The sequence below is a fragment of the Variovorax paradoxus genome (assembly GCF_029919115.1).
GTDB classification, from domain to species: Bacteria; Pseudomonadota; Gammaproteobacteria; order Burkholderiales; family Burkholderiaceae_C; genus Variovorax; species Variovorax paradoxus_O.
The window spans coordinates 1,292,614-1,317,906 of the sequence record NZ_CP123990.1; the positions used below are offsets into that span (position 1 = coordinate 1,292,614).

Consider the following 25,293-nt stretch of genomic DNA (forward strand, 5'->3'; position numbering starts at 1 on the left):
TACGGTACGGCCCCATGAAAAAAACAGTTCGCCTCGCGGCAGCCGCAGTGCTGCCGATGATGTTTCCCGCGCTTGCCATGGCTGCCGAGCTCGATGGCAGCAAGCTGTCTGCCCTTTGGGGCGTTCCGTTTGCGGGCATTCTCCTGTCGATTGCGCTGATGCCGCTGCTCGCGCCTTCGTTCTGGCACCACCACTACGGCAAGGTATCTGCCGCCTGGGCGCTGGCCTTCCTGCTGCCATTTGCAGCCATTCATGGCGCACCGCTGGCTGGGGGGCAACTGGTGCATGCCCTGGTGGAGGAATACATTCCCTTCATCATCCTGCTCACCGCACTGTTCACGGTGGCAGGCGGCATCCATATCCGCGGCAATCTGCACGGGGCGCCGGGGCTCAACACGGCCATTCTTGCCATTGGTGCGGTGCTTGCGAGCTTCATGGGAACCACGGGCGCCTCGATGCTCCTCATCCGGCCCCTGATTCGCGCCAACGACAACCGCGTGAGCAAGGCGCACGTGGTGGTGTTCTTCATTTTCATCGTGTCGAACGCAGGCGGCTCGCTCACGCCGCTGGGCGACCCGCCGCTGTTCCTCGGCTTCCTGAAGGGCGTCGACTTCTTCTGGACGGCGAAAAACATCTTTCCCGAAACACTGTTTCTCGTCGGCACGTTGCTCGCGCTCTTCTACTTGATCGACCGCCATCACTACCAGAAGGAAGGCGTGCTTCCGGTCGACCCCACACCGGACACCCCGCGTATCGGTTTCGACGGTGCGGCCAATTTCTGGCTGCTGGGCGGCATCATCTTCTTCGTGCTGCTCTCGGGTGTCTGGAAATCGTCCGTGAGCTTCGACGTGTTCGGCACGCAGGTCGGCCTGCCGGGGCTCGTGCGCGACATCGGCCTCATCGCCATCACGCTGCTGTCGTTCAAGACGACCTCGGCCAAGGTACATGCCGACAACCAGTTCGAATGGGGTCCGATGGCCGAGGTTGCCAAGCTGTTTGCAGGCATTTTCCTGACCATCATCCCGGTGATCGCCATGCTCAAGGCCGGCTCGCACGGCCCCTTTGCGGCAGTGATAGCGGCGGTGACAAGGCCGGACGGGCAGCCCGACCCGGCGATGTATTTCTGGGCCTCGGGCATCCTGAGCTCGTTTCTCGACAATGCGCCGACCTACCTGGTGTTCTTCAACACCGCAGGCGGCGACCCGGCCGCGCTCATGACCACCTACGCCACCACGCTGGCCGCCATTTCGGCCGGCTCCGTGTTCATGGGCGCCAACAGCTACATCGGCAATGCGCCCAACCTCATGGTCAAGGCCATTGCCGAGAGCCGCGGCGTGCGCATGCCCAGCTTCTTCGGCTACATGGCATGGTCGGTGGCCGTGCTGATCCCGCTGTTCGTTCTCTCCACCTTCATCTTCTTCCGCTAGGCGCAGACATCATCATGAGCAAGCCCAAGATCCTGGTCGCACGCGCGATCTTTCCCGAAACCATCGAACGCCTCTCGCAGCATTTCGAGGTCGAGTCGAACCAGTCCGACGAGAGCTGGAGCAAGGAACAGCTGATCGCCAGGCTCAAAGGCAAAGAGGGCGCCTTCACCACCGGCAGCGAGCGCATCGACGCCGCCGTGCTCGACGCCTGCCCCGACCTGAAAATCTGCGCCAACATGGCCGTGGGCTACAACAACTTCGATGTCGACGCGATGGCCGCGCACGGCGTGCTGGGCACCAACGCGCCCGACGTGCTCACCGAAACCACGGCCGACTTCGGCTTTGCGCTGCTGATGGCCACGGCGCGCCGCATCACTGAAAGCGAACACTTCCTGCGCGCGGGCAAGTGGCAGAAGTGGAGCTTCGACATGTTCGCCGGCTCCGACATCCATGGCTCGACGCTGGGCATCATCGGCATGGGCCGCATCGGGCAGGGCATTGCCAAGCGCGGTGCGCACGGCTTTGGCATGAAGGTGGTCTATCACAACCGCTCGCGTCTGGACGCCTCCCTTGAGGCGGAGTGCAAGGCCAGCTACGTGAGCAAGGAAGATCTGCTCAAGACGGCCGACCACGTGGTGCTGGTGGTGCCGTATTCGCCGGCATCGCACCACACCATCGGCGCTGCCGAAATTGCGTTGATGAAGCCGACCGCCACGCTGGTGAACATTGCGCGGGGCGGCATCGTCGACGATGCGGCGCTGGCGGTGGCGCTGCGCGAAAAGCGCATTGCGGCGGCGGGGCTCGATGTGTTCGAAGGCGAGCCCAAGGTTCACGCCGACCTGCTGACCGTGCCCAACGTGGTGCTCACGCCGCACATTGCGAGCGCGACCGTGCCCACGCGCCGCGCCATGGCCGAGCTTGCAGCCGACAACCTCATCGCCTGGTTCAGCGGCAAAGGGCCTCTGACGCCAGTCACGCCCGTTCCTGCCGCCGGCAAGTAACCAATACAGCAAGCATTACAGCAAGGCAACGCAGCGTTCGATTTTGCAATCCACCGACTTGATTCTTCTCCTATTGGCTGCATTCGCCCTGGTGCAGCTCGTGCTGGTGATCTGGCTGCTCGCGCGCCGGCAGCCAAAGCCCGACCACAGTGAAATGCTCGCCGTGCTGGCCACCATGGGGGCGGCCAACGAGCGCACCGAGCGTGAGCTGCGCCACGAGATCGGCGAGAGCTCGCGCGGCGCGCGGCAGGAAACCGCGCAAGCCTTTGCCACCTTTCAGCAGGCACTGGTGCAGCAGGGCGCCGAAGCCACGCGCACGCAAAACGCGCAGCTCGATGCTTTTTCGCTGCAGCTCGCATCCTTGCAGAAGAGCCTGGCCGACACGCTCAACACGCAGTTGCAGGGGCTGAGCGAATCGAACGCGCGCCGCCTTGCAGAGGTGCGCGAAACCATGGAAGCGCAACTGGCCCAGCTGCAGCATTCCAACACCGCCAAGCTCGACGAAATGCGCAAGACAGTCGACGAGAAGCTGCAGAGCACGCTCGAGGCGCGGCTGGGAGAAAGCTTCAAGCAGGTGGCCGACCGGCTGGAGCAGGTGCACAAGGGCCTTGGCGAAATGCAGACGCTGGCCGTCGGTGTCGGCAGCCTGCAGCGCGTGCTGACCAACGTGAAGACGCGCGGCGTGTTCGGCGAAGTACAGCTCGAGGCGCTGCTCGAGCAGGTGCTTACCCCGGACCAGTACGCCAAGCAGATCGAGACCAAGCCGCGCAGCGGCCAGCGGGTGGACTTTGCCATCCGCTTTCCGGGCCGCGGCGATGATGGTGCTCCGGTGTGGCTGCCGATCGACGCCAAGTTTCCGCGCGACGACTACGAGCGCCTCATCGATGCGCACGAGCGCGCCGACGCGGCCGGTGCCGAGCTTGCGGCCAAGGCGCTCGAGGCGCGAATCCGCAGCGAGGCGCGCTCGATTGCGGAGAACTACCTCGCCGCGCCGCACACCACCGATTTCGCCATCCTGTTCCTGCCGGTCGAAAGCCTCTACGCCGAGGTGCTTCGCCGCCCGGGGCTGATGGATGCCATCCAGCGGCAGCACCGGGTGACGCTGGCCGGCCCGACCACTTTGCTTGCCATGCTCAACAGCTTGCACATGGGCTTTCGCACGTTGGCGCTGGAGCAGCAGGCTTCGGAAGTGTGGAAGGTTCTAGGCGCGGTCAAGACCGAGTTCGAGCGCTATGGTGAATGGGTATCGCGCATCAAGGAGCAGGTGGCCAAGGCCTCCGACACGCTCGACAAGGCCGACACGCGCGCCAAGCAGATGCGCCTCGCCCTCCGCAAGGTAGAGGCACTGCCCGAGGCCCAGTCTCAGGTGCTGCTGCCCCCCACAGCCGACACCGAGGGCGACGACATTCCGTGAAAGGTTCTGAACTGCTGCGCGTGATCGGGGCCCAGGTGTGCCTGCACGCCACCATGGCCGGCATGCGGCTCGCAACGCCGCTCCTGGCGCTCCAGCAGGGGTACAGCGCCGCGGCTGTCGGCTTGCTGATTGCGCTGTTCGCCCTGACTCAGGTATTTCTTGCGTTGCCCGCAGGGCGCTTTGCCGACCGGCACGGCTTCAAGCGGCCGTTGTGGCTTTCGGTGCTGGCGGCTTCCGCCGGTGCGGGGCTTGCAGTGGTCTTTCCGATTTTTCCGGTGATGTGCCTTGCCGCGTTGCTGACGGGCGGCGCCACCGGCGCGACGGTCATTGCGCTGCAGCGTCACGTGGGCCGTTCGGCCACCAACGCCACCCAGCTCAAGCGCGTGTTCAGCTGGCTCGCGATTGCGCCCGCGGTCGCCAATTTTGTCGGCCCGTTCCTCGCCGGCTTGCTCATCGACCATGCCGGCCGGGCACCTGCGGACATGCTGGCGTTTCGGGTCTGCTTTGCTGCAATGGCCGTGCTGCCCATGGTGTGCTGGCTGCTTGCACGCGGCGCGCACGAGCCGCAGCGCACTGCGCCCGCGGCGGGGGCAACGCCCACGCGCGCCTGGGACCTGCTGCGCGAGCCGATGTTCCGGCGCCTGCTGTTCGTGAACTGGCTGCAGTCGTCGAGTTGGGACGTGCATGCCTTCGTGCTGCCCGTGCTGGGGCACGACCGGGGCATCAGCGCATCGGTCATCGGCTCCATTCTTGGCGCCTTTGCCATTGCGGCCGCCGTCATCCGCGTCGTGCTGCCCCTCATCGCCTCGCGTGCGTCAGAACGCAGCGTGATCCTGAGTTCGACCCTTGTCACGGCGGCGGTGTTCGCGGTCTACCCGCTGCTCGATTCGGCCCTGACCATGGGCCTGTGTTCCGTGGTGCTGGGGTTTGCGTTGGGAGCTGTGCAGCCGATGGTGATGAGCATGCTGCACCAGATCACGCCGCACGAGCGTCACGGCGAGGCGCTGGGCCTGCGGCTCATGACCATCAATGCCTCGAGCGTGGCCATGCCGATGCTGTTCGGATCGATCGGTGCGCTGATCGGCATTGCCGGCGTCTTCTGGGTGGTGGGCGGCGTTGTCGTGCTGGGCGCCCGCGCCACGTGGGGCTTGAAAGTCTGACGGCGCCCGGCGTACCCTGCAATGGCTACAGCTTGTAGAAACGCTTGATTGCGTCCCACGCGTCTTCGGGCGCGTCGACATATTCGAAGAGCTTCACGTCCGTGGGCGAGATCACGCCCTCCTCGACCAGAAAGTCGAAATCGATCAGCTTCTTCCAGTAGGCCGAGCCGAACAGCACGATCGGCACCGGCTTCGACTTCCTGGTCTGCACCAGCGTGATCACTTCGAACAGCTCGTCGAGCGTGCCAAAGCCGCCCGGAAAAGCCACCAGCGCCTTCGCACGCATCATGAAGTGCATCTTGCGGATGGCGAAGTAGTGGAACTTGAAGCTCAGCGCCGGCGTGACGTACGGGTTGGCTTCTTCTTCCATCGGCAGCGCGATTGCAAGGCCGACCGAAATGCCGCCGCCTTCGTGTGCGCCGCGGTTGGCCGCCTGCATGATGCCGGGGCCGCCGCCGGTGCAGACGAACAGCTTGTCTTCGGGCTCTTTGCCGTCGCTGTATTGCGCAACCAGCTTGCCGAAAGCACGCGCCTTCTCGTAGTAGTGCGAGCTGCGCGCCAGGCGGCGCCAGCGCTCGGCCGCCACGGCATCGCCGTTGGCTTCGGCCTGCGCGACCAGCGCGGCGGCTTCTTCTTCGCTGCGAAAGCGGGCGCTGCCGAACACCACCACGGTGTTTTCGATGCCATGGGCGCGCTGCTCCAGGTCAGGCTTCATCAGTTCGAGCTGCATGCGGATGCCGCGGGTTTCGCGGCGCAGCAGGAACTCGGGGTCGGCGAAGGCGATGCGCGAGGGATCGGGGTCGAGCGGAAGGCCTTTTTCCGAATGCGTCTTGAGCGTGGCCCAGGCATCGGCGAGGCGTTTGTCGTGAAGGTCGTGCGTGTTGTTCATGAAGGAATCAGACAGGAAGACGGGTGCATTGTGCAGCCTTGCAACCCGCGTGCCCGCCGGTTCAGAAAGTGCCGTGCCGCCCCGCGCCCTGAACAAAGCGCTCGGCGCCGGCCGCGCCTTCGGCCGCGACGATCGGAACGCCCAGGCGTCCTTCTTGCCGGAGTGCCTCGGCCAACGGCAGGTCCCACTGCGCGTAGGCGGAATGGCGGTCCGCCAGCATGCATTGCTGCGGAAAGGCGGCGATCTCGTATGCAAGGGCTTCGGCGGTTTCGCGGGCCTTGCTGCCGGGCACCACCCGGTTCACCAACCCCATTGCAAAGGCCTCCTGGGCGCGCACCGGCCGTCCGGTCAGGATCAGGTCGAGCGCGCGGCCCATGCCGACGATGCGCGGCAGCCGCACGGTGCCGCCGTCGATCAGCGGCACGCCCCAGCGGCGGCACAACACACCCAGCACCGCATCTTCTTCGGCCACCCGAAGGTCGGCCAGCAGTGCCAGTTCGAGCCCGCCGGCCACCGCATGGCCGCTGATGGCGGCAATCAGTGGCTTGTTCAAAGCCATGCGAGTCGGCCCCATGGGCGCGGAGCCGCCACCCTCGGGGTCGAGCTCATTGCGCCGGGCCGGGTCGCTGACCGCGCCCAGGTCGGCGCCCGCGCAGAAGGTGCCGTGCTCGCCCCACAGCACGGCCACCCGTTGGCTTTGATCGGCCTCGAAACGTTCGAAGGCGGCGCGCAGCGCGTCGGCCATGGGCCGGTCGACCGCGTTGCGCTGCTTCGGGCGGCTCATGACGATGGTGCTGATCGGCCCATCGATTTCGGTACGAACGCTGGCGGACGTATTCATGAGGGCAAAGGGTACGCCCATCGACGAAAAAAGGCTCCTTTCGGAGCCTTTGTCGGGATGGCGGTTGAGCCAGCCAGGAAGCGCTTAGACGCGCTTGCGGTATTCGCCGGTGCGGGTGTCGATTTCGATCTTGTCGCCTTGCGAGACGAAGAGCGGAACCGGCACTTCGAAGCCGGTTGCGATCTTGGCGGGCTTGAGCACCTTGCCCGAGGTGTCGCCCTTGACGGCCGGCTCGGTCCAGGTGATTTCGCGCTCGACGCTGGTGGGCAGTTCGACCGAAATGGCCTTGCCGTCGTAGAACACCACTTCGACCGGCATGCCGTCTTCGAGGTAGTTGAGGGCGTCGCCCATGTTCTCGGCTTCGACTTCGTACTGGTTGTACTCGGTGTCCATGCAGACGTACATCGGGTCGGCAAAGTAGGAGTAGGTGCACTCCTTCTTGTCGAGCACGATCTGGTCGATCTTGTCGTCGGCCTTGAAGACCACTTCGGTGTTGAAGTTGGCGATCAGGCTCTTGAGCTTCATGCGCACGGTGGCGGAGTTGCGGCCGCCGCGGCTGTATTCGGTCTTGAGGACGACCATCGGGTCCTTGCCGTGCATGATGACGTTGCCGGCGCGGATTTCTTGAGCGATTTTCATATCAGGTTCTCTGGATGTTGGCCGCTCGGTGCACGGGGCCATGGGCGACGTTTGCAATGTTGCAGTGCAACGTCTTGCCGGCGTTCTTGGCCCCGCGGTACATGTCCCGCGGCAGGTTTGGCGGACAGCATCTCGGATCTGTGTAATCCGGGCCGAAATCCGCAAAGCCCGCTATTTTAGCTTTTTCCGGCGGCCAGATGCCGCAGTTGCGTGACCAAGTCCTCTTGCGCGCACAGCTTTTCGCGGGCGGCCTGCACCGTTTCACGCCACGGGCCCAGCGTTTCCAGAGGGGGCAGGGGGCCAGCGCCAAAGCCGTTCCAGGCGTGGTGAAACTGCCGCAGTGACGGTGGCGCGCCCAGCCAGTCGAGCCAGGCGCCGAGCTTGACGTGGTGCGCGTCGTCGTCCTGCGGGTAGATTTGCCACACGAGGGGGGCGCCGGCCCAGAGGGCGCGCACCAGCGAGTCTTCGCCTCGCACGAAGTTCAGGTCGCAGGCCCACAGAAGATGGTCGAAATCCGGCTGGGTCAGGTACGGCAGATATGAAATTGATAGCGCCCCCCACCCGGAAAGCCCGTGCTCCGGCCGTTCCCGGCCGGAAAAGAATGCCCTGACCGCATGCGCGGCGCGGCCTGAAGTCACGAGGAGCCGCGTCGGCTGGGAACCTGCTGCCAGTTGCTCGAGCAGGCTTGCCAGCGCCGGAGGTTCGTAGCAGAAGAGCGACATGAGCCGCTCGCCTTCGCGCCAGGGGATTTCCTGCGCCGCCAGCCATTGCCCGCGGTCGAAATGCGCCCGCCGTTCCAGGAGCCCGGGCTCCCGCAGCAGTCCCCCGGTGGGCGGCGTGAAGCCGGGATAGAAAAAGCGCTTGGTCAGCCCCGCACCAGGTCCCCTGAACACCGGCGAGGGCAGCCCGTGCAGCCGTTCCACATAGGGCTCCGCCGACAGGTATTCGAGATTGATCCATGCACGGTCCGGCGCCCCAGCGGCCGGCGGCTCGGCGAAGCGGGCGATCAGCTCGGGCGCCGGCTCGCAGCCGAAGGCTTCGATCAGCACGTCGGGCGGCGGGGCCGCGGCAGCCTGCCGGATGGCCGCGGGGTCGAGCCAATCGACCACGCTCACGCCCTCGCAGCCGGCGGGCGCCATCCAGTGCAGGGCGGTGGCGTCGTCGATCCACAGCCGCACCCGCTCATCGAGCGCTGCCAGCTGGCTGGCCAGCCGCCAGCACACACCCAGGTCGCCGTGGTTGTCGATGACCTTGCAGAAGATGTCCCATTGCATGGCGCCAGTGTGCCTGTCTTCGGCAGGCCGGCGCAGTGGTGGCTGCTTGGTATGCTGGCCGGCACCACAACATCCCGGAGCGAGAAACCATGCGCATGAAGACCCGCCGTTCGCCGTTGTTCCCTGGTTGCCTTCGCACGGCGAGAACCGTGCTCGCCCTTTCCTTGGCCTTGGGCGGCATGGTGGGTGCCTCGGCGCAGACCACGCCGTCGCTCACGCCGCAACAGCAGCGGTTTCATGGCATATACAAGGAGTTGATCGAGATCAACACCAGCCATTCGGTGGGCGACAACACGCTGGCGGCCCGTGCCATGGAAAAGCGTCTGGTCGAGGCGGGTTTTGCGCCGGGCGACATCCAGATCTTCGAGCCGTTCCCCAAGAAGGGCAACCTGGTGCTGCGCTTCAAGGGCAACGGCAGCAAGAAGCCGTTGCTGTTGCTGGCCCATATCGACGTGGTCGAGGCCAAGCGCGAAGACTGGAAGAGCGACCCCTTCAAGCTGCAGGAAACCGGCGGCTATTTCACGGCGCGCGGTTCCATCGACGACAAGGCCATGGCCGCGGCGCTGGTGTCGGTGCTGGGGCAGCTCAAACAGGAAGGATTCAAGCCCAGCCGCGACATCATCCTGGCGCTGACGGCGGACGAGGAGCGCGGCGATGCGCTCAGCAACGGCGCCTTCTGGCTCATCAACAACAAACCCGAACTGCTGCAGGCGGAATTCGGCATCAATGAAGGCGGCGGCGGCGAGCTGCGCGGCGGCAAGCCCAACCTGCACCGCATGCAGGTGGCCGAGAAGATGTACACCACCTACATGCTCGAAGCGCGCGACGTGGGCGGCCACAGCTCGGTGCCGACAAAGAGCAACCCGATCTATGCGCTGTCGGCGGGCCTGGAGCGGCTGGGCAACTACGCGTTCCCGGTCAAGCTGGCCGATGTCACGAAGACCTATTTCGCACGCAGCGCGCCGTTTGCCACCGGCCAGCTGGCCGACGACATGCGCGCCATCGGCGGCGGCAACCCCGATGCCGCGGTGATCGAGCGGCTTTCGGCGAACCCGGCCTACAACGCGCAACTGCGCACCACCTGCGTGGCAACCATGGTGCAGGCGGGGCATGCCGAAAATGCGCTGCCGCAGTCGGCCAAGGCCACGGTCAATTGCCGCATCCTGCCGCACGACGACCCCGAGGAAATCGAGCGCCTGCTGACCCAGGCCATCGGCAACGACAAGATCGTGGTACGCAATGTCGGCAAGCCGCTGCGCAGCCCGGCCTCTCCGCTGAACGGCGATCTTGTGAAGACTGTCGAATCGGTGACGCAGGCCATGTGGCCAGGCGTGCCCGTGGTGCCGGCAATGAGCACGGGTGCCACCGACAGCCGCTTCATGCGCAACGCCGGCATTCCGATGTACGGTGTGACGGGCATGTTCCTCGACCCGGCGGACGCGCGCGCCCACGGCCTGGACGAGCGCATCGAGATCCAGCGGCTGTATGACGGCCGCGAGTTCCTGTACCGGCTGGTGAGCGAACTCGCCAAGTAGCTCCGGGTCATAAGGAAACGCGGCGGCCGAGCTGGTCGCCGCGTTTCAGCTTTCTTCAGCGCGCCACAATAGCCGCCATGTCAGACGTGCATTCCGATCAATTGCTCAGCGAAGTTGCGGCGTTGCCGCAGCTGCCGGGCGTGTACCGCTATTTCGACGCCGCGGGCGCGGTGCTCTATGTGGGCAAGGCGCGCAACCTGAAGAAGCGGGTTGCCAACTACTTCCAGAAGAGCCATGGCGGCACGCGCATCGGCCACATGATCTCGAAGATCGCGCGCATGGAGACCACCGTGGTGCGCTCCGAGGCCGAGGCGCTGCTGCTCGAGAACAACCTCATCAAGACGCTCAAGCCGCGCTACAACATCCTGTTCCGCGACGACAAGAGCTATCCGTACCTCAAGATCGCGTCGCACGAGTTTCCGCGGCTGGCCTACTACCGCGGCGCGGTCGACAAGAAGCACCGCTACTTCGGGCCGTACCCCAGCGCCTGGGCGGTGAAGGAATCTATCCAGCTGCTGCAGAAAGTTTTCAAGCTGCGCACCTGCGAAGACACGGTGTACGCCAACCGCACGCGACCCTGCCTGCTGTACCAGATCAAGCGGTGCACCGGGCCGTGCGTGGGCTACATCACGCCCGAGGCTTATGCGCAGGATGTGGCCAGCGCCGAAGCCTTTCTGATGGGCGACACGCAACTCGTGCTGTCCAAGCTCGAGGCGCGCATGACCGAACACGCCGAGAAGCTCGAATTCGAGCAGGCGGCCGAGTTGCGCAACCAGATGTCCGCAATCTCGCGCGTGCTGCACCAGCAGTCGATCGAAATTGCTTCCGACAAGGACGTGGACATCCTCGCCGTGAAGGTGCAGGGCGGCAAGGCCTGCGTTAATTTGGCAATGGTGCGCGGCGGCCGCCACCTGGGCGACCGCGCCTACTTTCCCGTGCATGTGGAAGACGCCGCGCAAATCCATCATGGCGAGCTCGACGCGGAGGAGGGCGTGGTGCCCGCGCCGGCCGATTCGATCGAAGTGCAGGTGCTCGAGGCCTTCATTGCCCAGCACTACATCGACGTGCCCGTGCCCGCCACCCTGGTGCTGAGCCACCTGGTGGGCCGCGAGCTGATCGAGGCCATTTCGCAGCAGGCCGGCTCGCGCGTGACGGCCGTGTTCCAGCCGCGCGAGCAGCGCCGCCACTGGCTTGAAATGGCCGAGACGAATGCGGGCCTGCAATTGGCACGCCTCCTGGCGGAAGAAGGTTCGCAGCAGGCGCGCACCCGCGCGCTGGCCGACGCGCTCGAACTCGCGCCCGACGATCTCGACAATTTCCGCATCGAGTGCTTCGACATCTCGCACACCGCGGGCGAGGCCACGCAGGCATCCTGCGTGGTTTTCGAGCACCACACGATGCAGAACCGCGAATACCGCCGCTACAACATCGAGGGCATCACGCCCGGCGACGACTACGCCGCCATGCGCCAGGTGCTGCATCGCCGCTACGGCAAGCTCGCCGAGGCCATGGCGGCCGAGACCGATGCGCCGCCCATGGGCGATGCCGCGGGTGCCGGCAATGACGCGCCCGCCAGGACCAAGGCAGCGCGCATGCCCGACCTGGTGCTGGTCGATGGCGGCAAGGGACAGGTGTCGATGGCGCGCGAAGTGTTCAGCGAGCTGGGCCTGGCGCTGTCGCTCATCGTGGGGGTCGAGAAAGGCGAGGGCCGCAAGGTCGGGCTCGAGGAACTGGTGTTTGCCGACGGCCGCGAGAAGGTCTACCTGGGCAAGGACTCCGCCGCGCTGATGCTGGTTGCGCAGATCCGCGACGAAGCGCACCGCTTTGCCATCACGGGCATGCGGGCCAAGCGTGCGAAGGTTCGCGTGGGCGGCAGCCAGCTCGAAGACATTCCCGGCATCGGACCGAAGCGCCGCGCGCGCCTGCTGCAGCGTTTTGGCGGAATCCGCGGCGTGGCGGCCGCAAGCGTCGAGGACATTGCATCGGTCGAAGGCATTGCCACCGACCTGGCCGAGGAAATCTATCGCGCACTGCACTGACGCCGATTGCCCCTTGGCTTTCGGCCCGTCACGCGTGCATGACACAATCGCCCGCATGTTCTGGACCCTCCCGACCATCATGACCTGGACGCGCATCGTCGCGATTCCATTGATTGTTGGCGTGTTCTACCTGCCGATGGCCGAGCCGACGCGCAACCTGATTGCCACGGTGATGTTCATCGTCTTTGCCGCCACCGACTGGCTCGACGGCTACCTGGCACGCAAGCTCAACCAGACCTCGGCCTTCGGTGCCTTCCTCGATCCCGTGGCGGACAAGTTCCTGGTGTGCGCCGCGCTGCTCGTGCTGGTGCACCTGCAGCGTGCCGATGTGTTCGTGGCGCTGATCATCATCGGCCGTGAGATCGCCATCTCGGCGCTGCGCGAATGGATGGCGCGAATCGGCGCCGGCAAGAGTGTGGCGGTCCACATGATCGGCAAGGTCAAGACCACCGTGCAGATGGTCGCGATTCCCTTCCTGCTTTATGACGGGCGTCTGTTCAATGTCATCGACACGGGCCTCTGGGGCCAGTGGCTGATCTGGATCTCGGCGGTGCTCACCGTGTGGTCGATGGTTTATTACCTGCAAAAGGCCATTCCCGAGATTCGGGCCCACAGCAAATGACGGTGGCGGCCACGGCACGTGGCTCCGGGTGGCTTCGGGCCATGCCGGCGGTCTTCGTGCTCATATGGAGCACGGGCTTCATCGTTGCGCGCTACGGCATGCCCTATGCGCCGCCGCTCAAGTTTTTGGCGGTGCGCTATGCGCTGTCTCTCCTGTGCTTCTGCATCTGGGTTGCGCTGGCGCGGGTTGCCTGGCCCAAGGAGCGTGCACAGTGGGGACACCTTGCGGCCACCGGCGTGCTGATGCAGGCGGGCTACCTGGGCGGCGTGTGGGCGGCCGTGCATGAGGGCATGGGCGCGGGGCTGGTGGCGCTGATGGTCGGCGTGCAGCCCGTGCTGACCGCCATCTGGCTTTCGTTCACCGGCGGGCGAATTTCGCAGCGCCAATGGGCAGGGCTGGTCCTGGGGTTTGCGGGCCTGGTGCTCGTGGTGTCGCGCAAGTTCGGGCAGGGCACTGAAGTCAGCGCATTGACGATGGGGCTCGCCGTCATGGCGCTGCTTTCGATCACCGCGGGCACGCTGTACCAGAAGCGCTTCGTCGCGCCGTGCGACGTTCGCAGCGCCAGCGCCGTGCAGATGGCGGCGGCGTTGCTTGTGACGCTGCCCTTTGCCGCAATGGAATCGCAGGCCATCGAATGGAACGCCTACTCGACAGGCGCCATGGCGTGGTCGGTGCTGGCGCTCTCGCTCGGCGGCAGCTCGCTGCTCTACATGTTGATCCAGCGCGGCACGGCGACCGCCGTCACGAGCCTGCTCTACCTGGTGCCGCCGTGTACGGCGGTGATGGCCTGGCTGCTGTTCCGCGAGCCGATCACCCTGGTGACCTTGCTGGGCATCGGGCTGACCGCCGCCGGCGTAGGTTTGGTAGTGCGCAGCGAACGCTGACTTCTTGGCGCGCTTTCTATCAGCGCGCCGAACCGGCCTTGCCCGGCTTCCAGGGCTCGCCGCGGAACTGTTCCGCCAGGTGGTCGAGCAGCAACCGCACGCGTCGCGGCGTCTTGGGACGCCAGGGCGCAATCCAGTGGATGTCCGCATCGGGCATGGCGTAGTGGGGCAGCACGCGCACCAATTCGCCGGACGCCAGTTGCGGTGCAATATCCCACAGGCTGCGCAGCATGATTCCGTGGCCGGCCAAGCACCAGTCGCGCACCATCTCGCCGGAATTGCTTGTCAGCGGCCCCTGAACGCGCACGCGCGCCGTGCTGCCGTCGCGCGCGTGGCGCAGCGTCCAGAGTGCGAACTGGTGCTGGTTTACCTCGCCGTTTTCGCGCGCCACCAGGCAATCGTGCGTGCCCAGCGCGTCGACCGTGGCCGGCAGGCCGCGCCGCTCTATATATGAAGGAGAGGCGGCAAGCACGCGCTGGTTGCGCGCGATGCGGCGCGTTACCCAGTCGGCCGCACGGCGCTGCTGCACGGCCCACAGCCACAGCGCGCCGTCGTAGCCTTCGGCGCCGAGGTCCGGGAGCCGTTCGGTCAGCAGCAGTTCGATCTGCAGCCCGGGGTGCCGCGCCTGGAACGCGGCCAGCGCGGGGCCGAGCCAGCGCCGGCCGAAGCCGAAGGTGGCGGCGAGACGTATCGTGCCGACCAATGCGTTCTGCCGTTCGCCGAGTTCGCTTTCGAGTGCCGCAAAACCTTCGAGCAGCGCTCTGGCATGCAGACAGACAGCCTCGCCCTCGGCCGTGACGCTGAGCCGGCGCGTGGTGCGTTCGAACAGCCGCTGGCCCAGCCGAGCCTCGAGCGCACCAAGCCGCTTGGTCACCACCGAAGGCACCACGTCCAGCGTGGCGGATGCTCCCGCCAGGCTGCCTTGGTCGCGAATGGCCAGCACCAGCTCCAGATCGCCCCGGTCCATCGACAATGAATTCATGCCAGATTGGAAAATATGAATTGGCTGATTGTTGCTTGATGGCCGGCGGAGCGCAACGCACAATGGCTGCGTGACTGCCTCCTTCTTCGACTTTCCTGAATTCGACATCGAACGCGACGGCGTGCGCGTGCATGGCCGCATCGGCGGCCGAGGCGCTCCGTTGCTGCTGTTGCACGGCCATCCGCAAACGCACCTCATCTGGCACCGCGTGGCGCCGGCGCTTGCCGAGCGGTTCACCGTGGTGGCGGTAGACCTTCGCGGCTACGGCGACTCGGGCCGGCCCGCGGACGACGCCGAGCACGTGGCCTACAGCAAGCGCGAGATGGCGCTCGATGCGCTCGCCGCCATGCGCCACCACGGCTTCGAACGCTTCGGCGTGCTCGCACACGATCGCGGCGCGCGCGTGGCGCATCGGCTGGCGGCGGACCATGCCGCCGCCGTCGACCGCATGATGCTGCTGGACATCGCGCCCACGCTCTCGATGTACGGGAACACCACCGAAGCGTTTGCCCGCGCTTACTGGCACTGGTTCTTCCTGATCCAGCCGGCGCCGCTGCCCGAGGCGCTGATTGCTTCGGACCCTGTGCGCTACGTGCGCAGCGTGATGGGTGGCCGCCATGCGGGGCTCGCGCCTTTCGCGCCCGAGGTGCTGGCCGAGTACGAGCGCTGCGCCGCAATAGCGGGCACGGCCGAATCCATTTGCGGCGACTACCGGGCTTCCGCCACCATCGACCTGGTGCATGACCGCGCCGACATCGACGCCGGCCGGCGCCTTGAGCAGCCCCTGCGCGTGCTGTGGGGCGAACATGGCGCGGTAGGCCGGTGCTTCGATGTGCTGGCGCTCTGGCGCGAATGCGCCCGGCAGGTTTCGGGCCGCGCCTTGCCGTGCGGCCACTATGTTCCGGAAGAAGCTCCCGGCGAGGTGCTCGCCGAAGCGCTCCAGTTTTTTACTCCCCCTCTCCAGCAAGAAGGAACCAGACCATGACCACCCACAGAATCGCAGTGATCGCCGGCGACGGCATCGGCAAGGAAACCATGCCCGAAGGCCTGCGCGTGGTCGATGCCGCAGCGCGCAAGTTCGGTATCGACCTGAAGTTCGACCACTTCGATTTCTCGAGCTGGGACTACTGCGAGAAGCACGGCAAGATGCTGCCCGACAACTGGAAGGACCAGATCGGCGGCCACGATGCGATCTACTTCGGCGCGGTGGGCTGGCCCGAGAAGATTGCCGACCACGTGTCGCTGTGGGGTTCGCTGCTGCTGTTCCGCCGCGAGTTCGACCAGTACATCAACCTGCGCCCCGCACGGCTGATGCCCGGCATCATTGCCCCGGTGGTGCGACGCGACGGCACGCCGCGCGAGCCGGGCGAGATCGACATGTACATCGTGCGCGAGAACACCGAGGGTGAATACTCCAGCATCGGCGGGCGCATGTACGAAGGCACCCCCCGCGAGATCGTGGTGCAAGAGACGGTGATGTCGCGCGTGGGTGTGGACCGCGTGCTCAAGTTCGCCTTCGAGCTGGCGCAATCGCGGCCGAAGAAGCATTTGACCAGCGCCACCAAGTCGAACGGCATCTCGATCACCATGCCGTACTGGGACGAGCGCGTGGCCGAAATGGCAAAGAACTACACGGGCGTGAAGCTCGACAAGTTCCACATCGACATTCTCACGGCCCATTTCGTGCAGCGGCCCGACTTCTTCGATGTGGTGGTGGCCAGCAACCTGTTCGGAGACATCCTGTCCGACCTGGGACCGGCATGCACCGGCACCATCGGCATTGCGCCCAGCGCCAACCTCAACCCCGAGCGCACCACGCCTTCGCTGTTCGAGCCGGTGCACGGTTCGGCGCCGGACATCGCAGGCAAGGGCATCGCCAACCCCATCGGACAGATCTGGTGCGGTGCAATGATGCTCGAGTTCCTGGGGCACAAGGAGGCCCACGACGCGATTCTTGCCACCATCGAAAAGGTGCTTGCGCCCCAAAGCGGAGCACCGCGCACGCCCGACATCGGCGGCAAGGCAAGCACCAGCGACCTTGGCAAGGCGATTGCCGAAGCGCTTTAAATAGAGTTCACGAAACGCCCCTAAAATCGCGCGCTCCGCTGTTCTGCATGGCCTCGTGTCGTATTGACACCCTGCAGACCAGTGGTTGTAATCCTCGCTGGCAGCGCGCTGCCGAGGCGTCAGTCCTGCCAAATTTCTTGCGCCGCGTCATTTCGCGGCCAGGGTCGCACTGACGAAAGCCGACCAACTTTATTTCTTCGACAAGGGGCCCTTGTGAACAAGACCGAACTGATTGAGCACATCGCAAAAAACGCCGATATTTCCAAGGCAGCCGCCACCCGCGCGCTTGAATCCACCATCGGCGCCATTCGTACCACGCTCAAAAAAGGCGGCTCCGTGTCGCTGGTCGGTTTCGGCACTTTCGCAGTAGGCAAGCGGGCTGCTCGCACGGGCCGCAATCCCCGGACCGGCGACGCGATTAAAATCAAGGCTGCCAAGATTCCGAAGTTCCGTCCGGGCAAGGCGCTGAAAGACGCGCTCAACTAAGACGTAGACTCGGAGAGTTTCCCGGTGGGGTGCTTAGCTCAGTTGGTAGAGCGGCGCCCTTACAAGGCGTAGGTCGGGGGTTCGAGCCCCTCAGCACCCACCACCAGAAACTCAACGAAATCAAGGGCTTAGAGCGATCTAGGCCCTTTTTCTTTGCCTGTTTGCCAGCTTATTTCGCAGCGTAGAACAGCCTTTGCCAACCAAAAACAGCGAGTTGCCAGCCATGCGAATCGCGTAAAGTGCGTAGCTTCGCGGTGAAAAAGGAGCGGGCATGGCGGGCAAAAGGCAGCGGCCGAACGGGTGGGAATACGTCATCAAGCGGGCTGGCCTGCTCGACAAGCCGATCTATCTCACGTTCGCTGATGAAAAAGAGGGTGACGCCTTCGTCGCCAAGGTCGAGAAACTGCTCGATAAGGGCATCGTACCGACCGAACTGCAGGTTCCTTCCCGCATCGTCACCATCACCGACCTCGTGCGCGAGTACGAGCGTGACGCGCACCCGAAGCAGAAAGACCGTGATGCCCTCGGAACCATCATCAAGGCGAAGGGCGCAGTACGACTGACCAGCATCGATGCCGGGTGGGTCGATGACTGGATTTCTGAGATGAAGCGCATCGACAAACTGGCTCCCGCTACGATCCGTGCGAAGGTGGGCGCGCTGGCCCGCTGTACGGATTGGGGTATGCGGAAGGGCCATGTCCTTCTGCCGGATCACCCCCTACGCACCCTCCCAGACGGGTATGCGCAGTACACGAAGACAGATGAGGCAATCGCCGGCAAGTCGCGTGTCGACGTGGAGCGAGATCGGCGGCTTGAGCCTGGCGAATTTGAAAAGGTCTCGGCGGTGATCGTGGCCGGCGTGCTGCCACGCAAGCAACGTCCCCTTGCGCTCGATGACCCGAAGGCCTTGTGGTGCATGTTCGTGCTTGCCGTCGAGTCGGCCATGCGGATGCGCGAGATGTACACGCTGACGCTGGATCAGGTTGACCTTGCGAAGCGAACCGCTTTTCTCGACAAGACGAAGAACGGCGATAAGCGGCAAGTTCCTTTGTCGAGTGTCGCCATGGCGACGCTGACGGCGTACCTCGAGCTACGCGTTGCTGCCGGCGCGAAGGGGCGCGATGTCCTGTTCCCGTGGTGGGATGGCGACATCAATCCCAAAAAACTTCACAAAACCACAGACTATCTTTCGAAGCTCTACGTCGGAATATTCGAAGCCGCCGGGTGCGCGAACTTGACGTTCCACGACTTAAGGCACGAGGCGACGAGCCGCCTTTTCGAAAAGACGACTCTCTCAGAAACGCAGATCATGAAGATTACCGGCCACAAGTCGCACCGCATGATGATGCGGTACGCGAACCTACGGGGTAGCGACCTGGCGGCGCGGCTTTGGTGACCGCGATGGTCGGCGCATGCGCGCGGCCGTGTCTCTGATGACGGCATTCTCGATGTAGTCGAGGACATCTTTCGTCATCATCACGTAGGCGCGGCCGACCTGGGCTGCCGGCAGCTCGCCCTTGTGGATCATCTTCTTCACCGTCTCGGGGTGAATTTTCAGCAGCTCGGCTGCGCCGGGCACGTCAACCGTGAGGCTCACTTTGATTTTTCCTCGCAGGCGATTGGATTCGGAGCGATGGCGATCCCCGTCTGCCGCAAGACGGAAAGCACCACGCAGGTCGCGTTGTCGCCCGTTGGGTCTTGGGTGAGATTGCGAAGCGCTTCGTCTACCTCTCGGTGGTCGCAGATGGCCTGTGCGGCATCCCATTCGGAGCGGCCAGCGACATCTCGCCACGTGCGCCGCCGGGAAGGGGCGATCTTGAGCTTCCGCACGAACAACGCGCAGGGACCTTCCTCGGTGTCGTAGATGAGGGTGAGTTGCCAGCCCTCGCCGGCAGGCGGTGTGGGCGTCCATGCGGTGCAGTCGCCGTCGTAGGCCTCCATCGCATCGAGGTCAACGTCATCTTCCATGAGGGCGAACGACGCCTCGAGGCCGAATGCCGAGAGAAAGAGTCGCATGTTCACGTCCTCATCGAACGCCGGAAAGCTCGGGTGATCGAGCATCCCGCACACGTCGCGGCGAATTTCTCGCAGCGCGAGCAGCGCATCGCGCAGGCCCTGCAGATCGGACACGGTTGGCTGCGGCTGGGAGGGCTCGGCGGCCGGCGCGGGGACCCAGAACGGCGCCGACCGGCCTTCGAAAAAGTGCCGAACCTCGGCGAGCACCAAGTCAACATCGGTCGGGTCAGCAGGAATGCGGCGCGGGCAGTGACCGTCTTCGATGCGCCGCTCGGCGGCAATGATTCTCTCGATGAGGCCTTTGGGAACAGCCGCGAGAAGGGCGGGGGTGCATTCAGTCTTCAAGGTGTGCTCCTTGCGCGCTGGGGCGCGCGGTGAACGATTTCCGATGAGGGCATTCGATATGGCTGCACTCGACATCGCCGTAGGCGACCTCGCTCATGCGGGTGCCGCGTCGATTGCAGGTGCTGCAGCTCTTGGGATTGCTCGGCGCGGTGTAGATGGCGCCGGCGAGTGGGTGGGGCGCGCTCGGCATCGACGCGCGCGCATCCCGCTTCGCGTCGGCGCAGACCGCATCGAGTTGGCGCGCGGGATGGCGCGGGACTACCCGGCCGACCTTCGGCGTCGGCGCGGGGTTGGCCGGGAAGGGTTCGGTGTTGACGAACTCGGGCGGGCTCATGCGGGCACCCTTGAGTGATTGCTGCGAAGCCGCCTTTGCAGCGCGGCGGCGGCGTTGAGCCGGGCGTGCAAGCCCTCGAGCGCCTCGGCGCTGAGCGGATACCCGGAGCGGCGCACCAGGCGCGCGGCATCCTCCAGCGTGTGCAGGTCGTGGGGGTTGCGAAACTCGACCGTCATCCGGTTGGCGGTGACATCGACGCCCGCCACGGAAACGAGCGGGCCGGCGCAGGCAATCTCAGTCGCCGCCATTGAGTCGGTGGTTGTAAGAATCGCTTCGACCAGCTCGACGCGTCGGGATGGTTCCAGCTCCGGAGCAAGGCGCTTCACCACGCGCCAAAGGGCGGTTCTGCTGCTCATGCCGTCGCTCGCTGTTCTGCTGCGGCTTGGCGCAGCGTGAGGTGGTAGGAGGTGGCGGCGGCCTCTGCCATTTGCTGCGGCGTGCTGTTGCGCATCATTTCTTCGTAGACCTCGAGGCCTGCGGTCATGGCATGGAGGCCGGGCCCGTCGAAGCCATATCGGCCATGGCGACCGCGGATGCCATCGCATCGGATCAGTGCATCGCGCGCGGCGATCATCGGCGCGACGCATACCGGGTCGATCTGCTCGGCGCGCACGAGCCCAACGTTGATGCACGATGCGAGGCGGTCAAAGAAGTCATCGTCCGTCGTGCCAGCCTTGAGCTGGCAGAACGCATCGTGCAGTTTGAGCATCACGTCATCGGCGGTGCCCGGGTGCGTGTCCTGGCGCGCGGCGATGAGCATTGCCCATGTCGCAGGGTTGACGTTGGAGCGGGGATAGCGGCGCTTCATGCTGCGGCCCTTTCCTGCTCGATTCCGCGGAAGTTGGCCGCCACGATGGCGCGGGCAAGCGGCGGGCACACGCTGTTGCCACACATGCGGACTTGCGCGGTCTTCGTCATCGATTCCCCGGCTGCGCCGTGATCGATGATGTAGGTGTCCGGGAAGCCTTGAGCTCGGTACAGCTCGCGCGGTGTGAGCATGCGCAAGCCGATGTCGACAATGGCGTATTCCTCGCCGTGGACGGTCACCAGGCCAAAGCGATCCTTCGTCGTGACCGTGTGCAGCGGCTCCCGCAGTTGGGGGTCTTGGTCGGTGCCGTAGTACTTGATGAGAAACGCGCGCACTTCTGCCATGTGGCCGCCCGTGGTAATGGTCGGGAGCGGGCTGTCCGCCGCCGCGCCGCTGTGGCCGGTGGTGTTGACCATCAGGTGCGTGGTGACCAACGCGGCGGGCATGCCGGACGCCGTGACGGTGTTCAACGGTTCGGTGGCATCGCGCACGCCATGGCTGAAACGCTTCTTCCCGTCCTTCCCTTCGCCGTGCCCCATGTGAACAAGGTTCGCAGCGACGATGGTCTGTTGTGCCCCCTTCGTAGTGATGGTGCTCAGCGGCTCGGTGGCGGCGCGGCCGTCGCTTGGAACCGTGCCGCGATGGTTGTTGTGTTGGGCCAAGAATGCGGCCACGAGGGCGTGCTTCTGGCCGCTCACGACCGTGCCGAGGGGCGCTTGCAGGTCGAGTGCTCGCGGCGCCTGGCCTGCGCGTTCGCCGTAGCCGGTCTGCACAAGTGTGGGTGCGACAAGCGCGAAGTGGCCGCCCTTCACCTGGGCGCACTGAGTGCGCAAAGGCACATCTGCGGAAAACGTCCGCTGTGTCGATGCATTGGCGTGCTCGGTGAGGAATGGGGCCAGCGTGGAGACGATGAGCGCCTTCTCGCCGCGGTTGGCGCTCGTGACGGTGTTGAACGGCGCGCGTATGTCCTCCGTGCGGTCGCCGCCTTGATGGGTGAGCGGCACGATGAATGGCTCGGCGCAGTCCACCACGTAGCGCATCACGCCCTTCGCGATGCGCCGCAGCGTTGCCTCGGCCAACGGTCGTTTGCGCTCGAAGATCGAAGGGCACGGCACACTCCAGTCGATGCACTCGGCTGCACTGCGCCATGGCTTGAGCTTTTTGGCCTGCACCGGCAGCGTGCCGGGCTTGCCGTGCGTCGCCTCCGGCCACACGATGGGCTGGCCGTCGCACCGAAAGATTCCGAACAGTCGCTTGCGGATGGTGGGTGTTTCGTAGTCCGCGGCTCGCAGCTCCCGGAATTCGCCCACATAGCCCTGTGCCTCGATGCGCGCGCACCATTCGCGGAACAGCTCGCCGGCGCGTTCGGGGATAGGGTAGTTGTCTTCATCGAGCGGGCCCCACGTCTTGAACTCTTCGACGTTCTCCATGCAGATGACTCGAGGGCGGACCTTCTCGGCCCATTCGGCGATCACGTTCGCGAGCGCGCGAATCTTCTTGGAAACGGGCTTGCCGCCCTTGGCCTTGGAGAAGTGCTTGCAGTCAGGCGATGCCCAGAGCAGGCCAATGGCCTGGCCGCCCGTCACTTCCAGCGGGTCCACTTCGAACACGTCGCAGGTGTAGTGCCGCGTCTGCGGGTGATTGACGGTGTGCAACGACACCGCTTCGGGGTCGTGGTTCACCGCGATATCGACGTGGCGCCCGATGGCCTGCTCGATGCCGGTCGATGCGCCGCCGCCGCCGGCGAACAGGTCAACTACCAGCTCGCCCGCAATGGGGAGGACGAATTGCGGGGTCAGCATGCGAGAGCCCTCTGCAGCTTGTCGGCGGTTTCGGTACGCAGCTCTTCGAACCGGCCACGGAACGCATCGCGCCATTCGCGCCAGGTCTTGGCCTCGCGCTCGGGGGTGTCGAGGCGCGTCCAGTAAAGCGCCGGCACGGGTGTGGGCCCGCCCTCGCTGAGAACGGCCCACGGCGTGTGCTTCGCGGGGTCATAGGGCATCAGGTCGCGTCGCTCGGTGGCCAGCGCCTGCAAGTCCACCTCGCGAATGAAAGCGCGGTGGCTCGCGAACACGGTGAGCAATCCGAAATGCTTGTGCACCGCCCGCGCGTGTTCGTTCTCGAAAAGGTTCCATGCGGGGATGCCGCCGCCGGCCATGCTGTACCCGTTCACGGCAATCTTGGCGGGGCTGCTCAGGTCGGTGACATAGGCCTCGTGCGCGTCATGCATGAGAGCTGCGAGCTGCACGACGGACGAGGCGCCTGCGCGTGCCGCGATTTCGCAGCACAACAGGCTGTGCTCGGCGACGCTGTAGGGCCGCGACGTGGCGCCCGTGAAGCGATTGATGAGCGCGAGGTGATGCGCGATGTCCTCGATGGACCGTGCGACCGTTCGCGCCAAGGGCGGCGGGGCCGGACAGGTGGTATTCGAGGCCGGAGCTGGTCAGCATCCAAGTCATTGGGAAGCCTTGTCGGTGGGCACCTGACGCAGCGCGATGAGCGCCGTACGATGCTGGTTAAAGATGTCGCGGAAGGCCTCGCCGGCCGGGTCCGTGAATGGATAGGGACATGCCGCGTTGAGCGTGTCGCCACGCTCGGCCGAAGCCTTGGCTTCGCGCTCGATGCGCTCGCGGGAAACAATGGGAAAGGGCATGCGAATGGGCCTCTCAGGCGGTCTGTGCTGTGACGGGCGAGCGCGCAGGCAGCAGCTCGCACGAGCTGATTTGCGCGCTTGTTTCGGGAGTGCCGCGGGGGCCGAGTAGCGAGCGCGGATTGATGAGCACCAGGCGCAGCGCATCGCCGGCCTTGAGCGCGGGGTGCGCTTTGCGCCACGTCTGCGCTTCCGGGCCCATCCAGCGCACGACATAGCCCTCGACGCGGCCGGGGCCTTGGTTGTCGATGAGCCGCATCTTCAGGATGAAGACCTCGCAATCGTTGAGGTGCTCGCTGACCGCGGGGCGACCCGGATAGTCCTTGCCCACAAAGAAGACGCCGGTGGTTGTCGTCGTCATGGCCGTGCACCTCGCTGCTCGGCGCGGATGCGCTTGAACGTCTTGCTGATGTCGGTGGCGACGGCCGGCGTGTAGCGAAACCGGCTGTCGATGAGGCCGCCGATGGGTCCGGTTTGTTGCGGCTGCTTGGGGCGCCGCGGGCGAGGGGAAACAATCACGATCATGGTGTGCTCCAGCCGTAGACACACATCGCAGCAAGCGCGATGGGCAGGACGATGAAGACCGCCAGTGCGGCAGCGGTCGCGAGGAAGCCCGGAGCGGGCGTGACTAGCGATGTCCTCATGAGGCCAAGGCCGGTTTCTTGAAACGAGGTCGAGCGCATGGCCGGCCTTTCAGAATGGGCAGGCCGCGACTGCGCGGCCCGGTGTGGTGAGGGCGATTTCGAGCGCGATGTCGAACACCTCTTCGTCAGAAGCGCCGTGCCGGCTCGCCAGCAGCGCCCCGCTCATCGGGTTGTGCTCGCAGAACGGCGAACCCGGGCGGTGCTCGTAGTGGTATCCGCCGCACCGGCACAGGCGATGGCCGGTTTCGCGCAGGTGCTGCGTGAAAAGGCCATGGCTGCGCCGCCGCGTGCGGCACTCGGGGCAGCGAAAGAGGAATGCCATTACGCGGCGCCCCCTTCCTCTTCGCAAGCCTTGGACGACTCGAGAATGGTCTGCAGTTCGCAGCGGCAGTGGGTCCACCAGTCGGGGCCGTGAGCGCCGTACAGACTGAGCATCCAGTGAATGGCGGCGGCTTGCTCGGCCTCGGCCTTGCACGCGATATCGGCGCCGCCAATGCGCAGCACTTCGGCGATCCGGGCGCACGCGAAATTCGGTCGACCGAGAATCTCTCGCATGTCGTCGTTCAGCGGCGGCAGCTTGAATGCGGTGTGCTCCGCGGCGCTCATCGTGCTGCACCTGCCGACACATTCAACGCGTCGATCTGACGGTTGAGGGCTTGTGCCTGCCTGCCGAACGCTTCGTGCATCGGATGGGCGGGAACGTCTTCGGTGTGAAGGCGCACGGTGCCGCCTTCGATTCCGGGCAGCGAGACGGTGCCGGCCTTGAGTGCCTTGTCTGCAAGCGGAAGGCCCATGGCCTGCCATGCCGACACGCCCACGGCGGGGCAACGGTAGAACGCCTGGCGGCGAGTGCCGACCTTGCGAATCCAGATGTCTACGCGCGTCGAGCCGGTAGGAACGAAGCCAGAGGCTGCGCCCGTGCTCGTGGCGTGGTGAGCTTTGACGCCGCGCATCGCTTAGCTCGCGTGCTCGAGGCGAACGACATCAGCGACGGGGCAGCCGGTGACGTGATTGGCGGCGACCTGGGCGTCTTCGGCGTTCGCGGCGCGAAGCTGCACGAACGGGAGGTAGCCGGTATCCGACTGGGTGAGGTGGCCCAGCTTGTCGCGTGGGGTGTAGTAGCAGCGGTACCTACGGCCCGCGGTGAGTGCTTTCGCCATTTCCAACTCCTAGTTGAGAAGTGGCGACTTTAAGCGTGCTAACAACTAAACGCAAGCACACTTACCGATAAATTTA

General features: G+C 65.2%; 32 protein-coding genes and 1 tRNA gene. 13 read left to right on the plus strand and 20 right to left on the minus strand.

What is annotated here, in order from left to right; genetic code table 11:
• Nucleotides 1-14 precede the first annotated feature (14 nt).
• From QHG62_RS06280 to QHG62_RS06295, 4 genes are read left to right on the plus strand one after another with little or no spacing between them, the layout of a single operon-like run.
• Nucleotides 15-1,427 (plus strand): sodium:proton antiporter, encoded by a 1,413-nt coding sequence (locus tag QHG62_RS06280; protein WP_281149996.1) that lies wholly within the window; start codon nucleotides 15-17, stop codon nucleotides 1,425-1,427.
• Nucleotides 1,428-1,441: 14 nt separating this feature from the next.
• Entirely contained in the window at nucleotides 1,442-2,428 is a 987-nt protein-coding gene (locus QHG62_RS06285) for a 2-hydroxyacid dehydrogenase (protein ID WP_281149997.1), read from the plus strand.
• Nucleotides 2,429-2,486: 58 nt separating this feature from the next.
• On the plus strand, nucleotides 2,487-3,842 hold the full coding sequence (locus QHG62_RS06290) for a DNA recombination protein RmuC (protein WP_281149998.1): 1,356 nt from the start codon (nucleotides 2,487-2,489) through the stop codon (nucleotides 3,840-3,842).
• A complete protein-coding gene (locus QHG62_RS06295; protein ID WP_281149999.1) occupies nucleotides 3,839-5,002 on the plus strand; it encodes an MFS transporter in 1,164 nt (387 codons plus the stop codon). The genes QHG62_RS06290 and QHG62_RS06295 overlap by 4 nt, the downstream gene beginning before the upstream one ends.
• Nucleotides 5,003-5,027: 25 nt before the next feature.
• Here QHG62_RS06295 and QHG62_RS06300 read toward each other — a convergent pair whose 3' ends face one another.
• The 4 genes from QHG62_RS06300 to earP form a co-directional block, all read right to left on the minus strand.
• Nucleotides 5,028-5,891 (minus strand): TIGR00730 family Rossman fold protein, encoded by an 864-nt coding sequence (locus QHG62_RS06300; protein ID WP_281150000.1) that lies wholly within the window; start codon nucleotides 5,889-5,891, stop codon nucleotides 5,028-5,030.
• 61 nt (nucleotides 5,892-5,952) lie between these two features.
• Complete coding sequence (locus QHG62_RS06305; RefSeq protein ID WP_281150001.1) at nucleotides 5,953-6,732, minus strand: crotonase/enoyl-CoA hydratase family protein; 780 nt, start codon at nucleotides 6,730-6,732, stop codon at nucleotides 5,953-5,955.
• Nucleotides 6,733-6,816: 84 nt separating this feature from the next.
• Nucleotides 6,817-7,371, minus strand: coding sequence for an elongation factor P (gene efp, locus QHG62_RS06310; protein WP_012746921.1), 555 nt, complete (start codon nucleotides 7,369-7,371; stop codon nucleotides 6,817-6,819).
• 176 nt (nucleotides 7,372-7,547) lie between these two features.
• The gene (earP, locus tag QHG62_RS06315; RefSeq protein ID WP_281150002.1) at nucleotides 7,548-8,645 is read right to left on the minus strand and encodes an elongation factor P maturation arginine rhamnosyltransferase EarP; all 1,098 of its coding nucleotides are present in this window, start codon (nucleotides 8,643-8,645) and stop codon (nucleotides 7,548-7,550) included.
• Nucleotides 8,646-8,734: 89 nt separating this feature from the next.
• Between earP and QHG62_RS06320 the strand changes: the two genes are divergently transcribed.
• From QHG62_RS06320 to QHG62_RS06335, 4 genes are all read left to right on the plus strand, one after another.
• Complete coding sequence (locus tag QHG62_RS06320; protein ID WP_281150003.1) at nucleotides 8,735-10,180, plus strand: M20/M25/M40 family metallo-hydrolase; 1,446 nt, start codon at nucleotides 8,735-8,737, stop codon at nucleotides 10,178-10,180.
• Nucleotides 10,181-10,257: 77 nt separating this feature from the next.
• Entirely contained in the window at nucleotides 10,258-12,219 is a 1,962-nt protein-coding gene (uvrC, locus tag QHG62_RS06325) for an excinuclease ABC subunit UvrC (RefSeq protein ID WP_281150004.1), read from the plus strand.
• Between the two features lie 55 nt (nucleotides 12,220-12,274).
• The gene (pgsA, locus tag QHG62_RS06330) at nucleotides 12,275-12,841 is read left to right on the plus strand and encodes a CDP-diacylglycerol--glycerol-3-phosphate 3-phosphatidyltransferase (RefSeq protein ID WP_281150005.1); all 567 of its coding nucleotides are present in this window, start codon (nucleotides 12,275-12,277) and stop codon (nucleotides 12,839-12,841) included.
• A complete protein-coding gene (locus QHG62_RS06335; RefSeq protein ID WP_281150006.1) occupies nucleotides 12,838-13,725 on the plus strand; it encodes a DMT family transporter in 888 nt (295 codons plus the stop codon). Before pgsA ends, QHG62_RS06335 begins: the two co-directional genes overlap by 4 nt.
• A 19-nt stretch (nucleotides 13,726-13,744) precedes the next feature.
• Here QHG62_RS06335 and QHG62_RS06340 read toward each other — a convergent pair whose 3' ends face one another.
• Nucleotides 13,745-14,707, minus strand: a complete 963-nt coding sequence (locus tag QHG62_RS06340; RefSeq protein WP_281150007.1) for a LysR substrate-binding domain-containing protein — start codon at nucleotides 14,705-14,707, stop codon at nucleotides 13,745-13,747.
• A gap of 70 nt (nucleotides 14,708-14,777) precedes the next feature.
• On the opposite strand from QHG62_RS06340, the gene QHG62_RS06345 reads away from it, so the two are divergent.
• From QHG62_RS06345 to QHG62_RS06365, 5 genes are all read left to right on the plus strand, one after another.
• Nucleotides 14,778-15,692: an alpha/beta fold hydrolase gene (locus QHG62_RS06345; protein WP_281150008.1), complete on the plus strand. Its 915-nt coding sequence runs from the start codon at nucleotides 14,778-14,780 to the stop codon at nucleotides 15,690-15,692.
• On the plus strand, nucleotides 15,689-16,774 hold the full coding sequence (locus tag QHG62_RS06350) for a tartrate dehydrogenase (protein WP_281150009.1): 1,086 nt from the start codon (nucleotides 15,689-15,691) through the stop codon (nucleotides 16,772-16,774). The genes QHG62_RS06345 and QHG62_RS06350 overlap by 4 nt, the downstream gene beginning before the upstream one ends.
• Nucleotides 16,775-16,987: 213 nt before the next feature.
• Complete coding sequence (locus QHG62_RS06355) at nucleotides 16,988-17,260, plus strand: HU family DNA-binding protein (RefSeq protein ID WP_007830705.1); 273 nt, start codon at nucleotides 16,988-16,990, stop codon at nucleotides 17,258-17,260.
• Between the two features lie 27 nt (nucleotides 17,261-17,287).
• Nucleotides 17,288-17,363 (plus strand) — tRNA-Val (locus tag QHG62_RS06360).
• A gap of 168 nt (nucleotides 17,364-17,531) precedes the next feature.
• Complete coding sequence (locus QHG62_RS06365; protein ID WP_281150018.1) at nucleotides 17,532-18,656, plus strand: site-specific integrase; 1,125 nt, start codon at nucleotides 17,532-17,534, stop codon at nucleotides 18,654-18,656.
• Here QHG62_RS06365 and QHG62_RS06370 read toward each other — a convergent pair.
• From QHG62_RS06370 to QHG62_RS06440, 15 genes are read right to left on the minus strand one after another with little or no spacing between them, the layout of a single operon-like run.
• Nucleotides 18,621-18,857, minus strand: a complete 237-nt coding sequence (locus QHG62_RS06370; protein WP_281150019.1) for a helix-turn-helix domain-containing protein — start codon at nucleotides 18,855-18,857, stop codon at nucleotides 18,621-18,623. The genes QHG62_RS06365 and QHG62_RS06370 overlap by 36 nt on opposite strands.
• Nucleotides 18,854-19,621 (minus strand): hypothetical protein, encoded by a 768-nt coding sequence (locus QHG62_RS06375; RefSeq protein WP_281150021.1) that lies wholly within the window; start codon nucleotides 19,619-19,621, stop codon nucleotides 18,854-18,856. Before QHG62_RS06375 ends, QHG62_RS06370 begins: the two co-directional genes overlap by 4 nt.
• Nucleotides 19,611-19,955, minus strand: a complete 345-nt coding sequence (locus QHG62_RS06380) for a hypothetical protein (RefSeq protein ID WP_281150022.1) — start codon at nucleotides 19,953-19,955, stop codon at nucleotides 19,611-19,613. Before QHG62_RS06380 ends, QHG62_RS06375 begins: the two co-directional genes overlap by 11 nt.
• Entirely contained in the window at nucleotides 19,952-20,311 is a 360-nt protein-coding gene (locus tag QHG62_RS06385; RefSeq protein WP_281150023.1) for a hypothetical protein, read from the minus strand. The genes QHG62_RS06380 and QHG62_RS06385 overlap by 4 nt, the downstream gene beginning before the upstream one ends.
• Nucleotides 20,308-20,763 (minus strand): hypothetical protein, encoded by a 456-nt coding sequence (locus tag QHG62_RS06390; RefSeq protein WP_281150024.1) that lies wholly within the window; start codon nucleotides 20,761-20,763, stop codon nucleotides 20,308-20,310. Before QHG62_RS06390 ends, QHG62_RS06385 begins: the two co-directional genes overlap by 4 nt.
• Entirely contained in the window at nucleotides 20,760-22,565 is a 1,806-nt protein-coding gene (locus tag QHG62_RS06395; RefSeq protein ID WP_281150025.1) for a DNA cytosine methyltransferase, read from the minus strand. The genes QHG62_RS06390 and QHG62_RS06395 overlap by 4 nt, the downstream gene beginning before the upstream one ends.
• Nucleotides 22,559-23,164, minus strand: a complete 606-nt coding sequence (locus QHG62_RS06400; RefSeq protein ID WP_281150026.1) for a hypothetical protein — start codon at nucleotides 23,162-23,164, stop codon at nucleotides 22,559-22,561. Before QHG62_RS06400 ends, QHG62_RS06395 begins: the two co-directional genes overlap by 7 nt.
• Before the next feature lie 54 nt (nucleotides 23,165-23,218).
• A complete protein-coding gene (locus QHG62_RS06405) occupies nucleotides 23,219-23,416 on the minus strand; it encodes a hypothetical protein (RefSeq protein WP_281150027.1) in 198 nt (65 codons plus the stop codon).
• Between the two features lie 13 nt (nucleotides 23,417-23,429).
• The gene (locus QHG62_RS06410) at nucleotides 23,430-23,774 is read right to left on the minus strand and encodes a hypothetical protein (RefSeq protein WP_281150028.1); all 345 of its coding nucleotides are present in this window, start codon (nucleotides 23,772-23,774) and stop codon (nucleotides 23,430-23,432) included.
• Entirely contained in the window at nucleotides 23,771-23,938 is a 168-nt protein-coding gene (locus QHG62_RS06415; RefSeq protein WP_281150029.1) for a hypothetical protein, read from the minus strand. The genes QHG62_RS06410 and QHG62_RS06415 overlap by 4 nt, the downstream gene beginning before the upstream one ends.
• A complete protein-coding gene (locus QHG62_RS06420; RefSeq protein ID WP_281150030.1) occupies nucleotides 23,935-24,057 on the minus strand; it encodes a hypothetical protein in 123 nt (40 codons plus the stop codon). Before QHG62_RS06420 ends, QHG62_RS06415 begins: the two co-directional genes overlap by 4 nt.
• A gap of 49 nt (nucleotides 24,058-24,106) precedes the next feature.
• The gene (locus tag QHG62_RS06425; protein ID WP_281150032.1) at nucleotides 24,107-24,379 is read right to left on the minus strand and encodes a hypothetical protein; all 273 of its coding nucleotides are present in this window, start codon (nucleotides 24,377-24,379) and stop codon (nucleotides 24,107-24,109) included.
• A complete protein-coding gene (locus QHG62_RS06430; RefSeq protein ID WP_281150033.1) occupies nucleotides 24,379-24,663 on the minus strand; it encodes a hypothetical protein in 285 nt (94 codons plus the stop codon). Before QHG62_RS06430 ends, QHG62_RS06425 begins: the two co-directional genes overlap by 1 nt.
• Nucleotides 24,660-25,010 carry a hypothetical protein gene (locus QHG62_RS06435; protein ID WP_281150034.1) on the minus strand — a complete coding sequence of 117 codons (351 nt, stop codon included), beginning with the start codon at nucleotides 25,008-25,010 and terminating at the stop codon, nucleotides 24,660-24,662. The genes QHG62_RS06430 and QHG62_RS06435 overlap by 4 nt, the downstream gene beginning before the upstream one ends.
• A 3-nt stretch (nucleotides 25,011-25,013) precedes the next feature.
• Entirely contained in the window at nucleotides 25,014-25,217 is a 204-nt protein-coding gene (locus QHG62_RS06440) for a hypothetical protein (protein ID WP_281150035.1), read from the minus strand.
• Nucleotides 25,218-25,293: the final 76 nt, after the last annotated feature.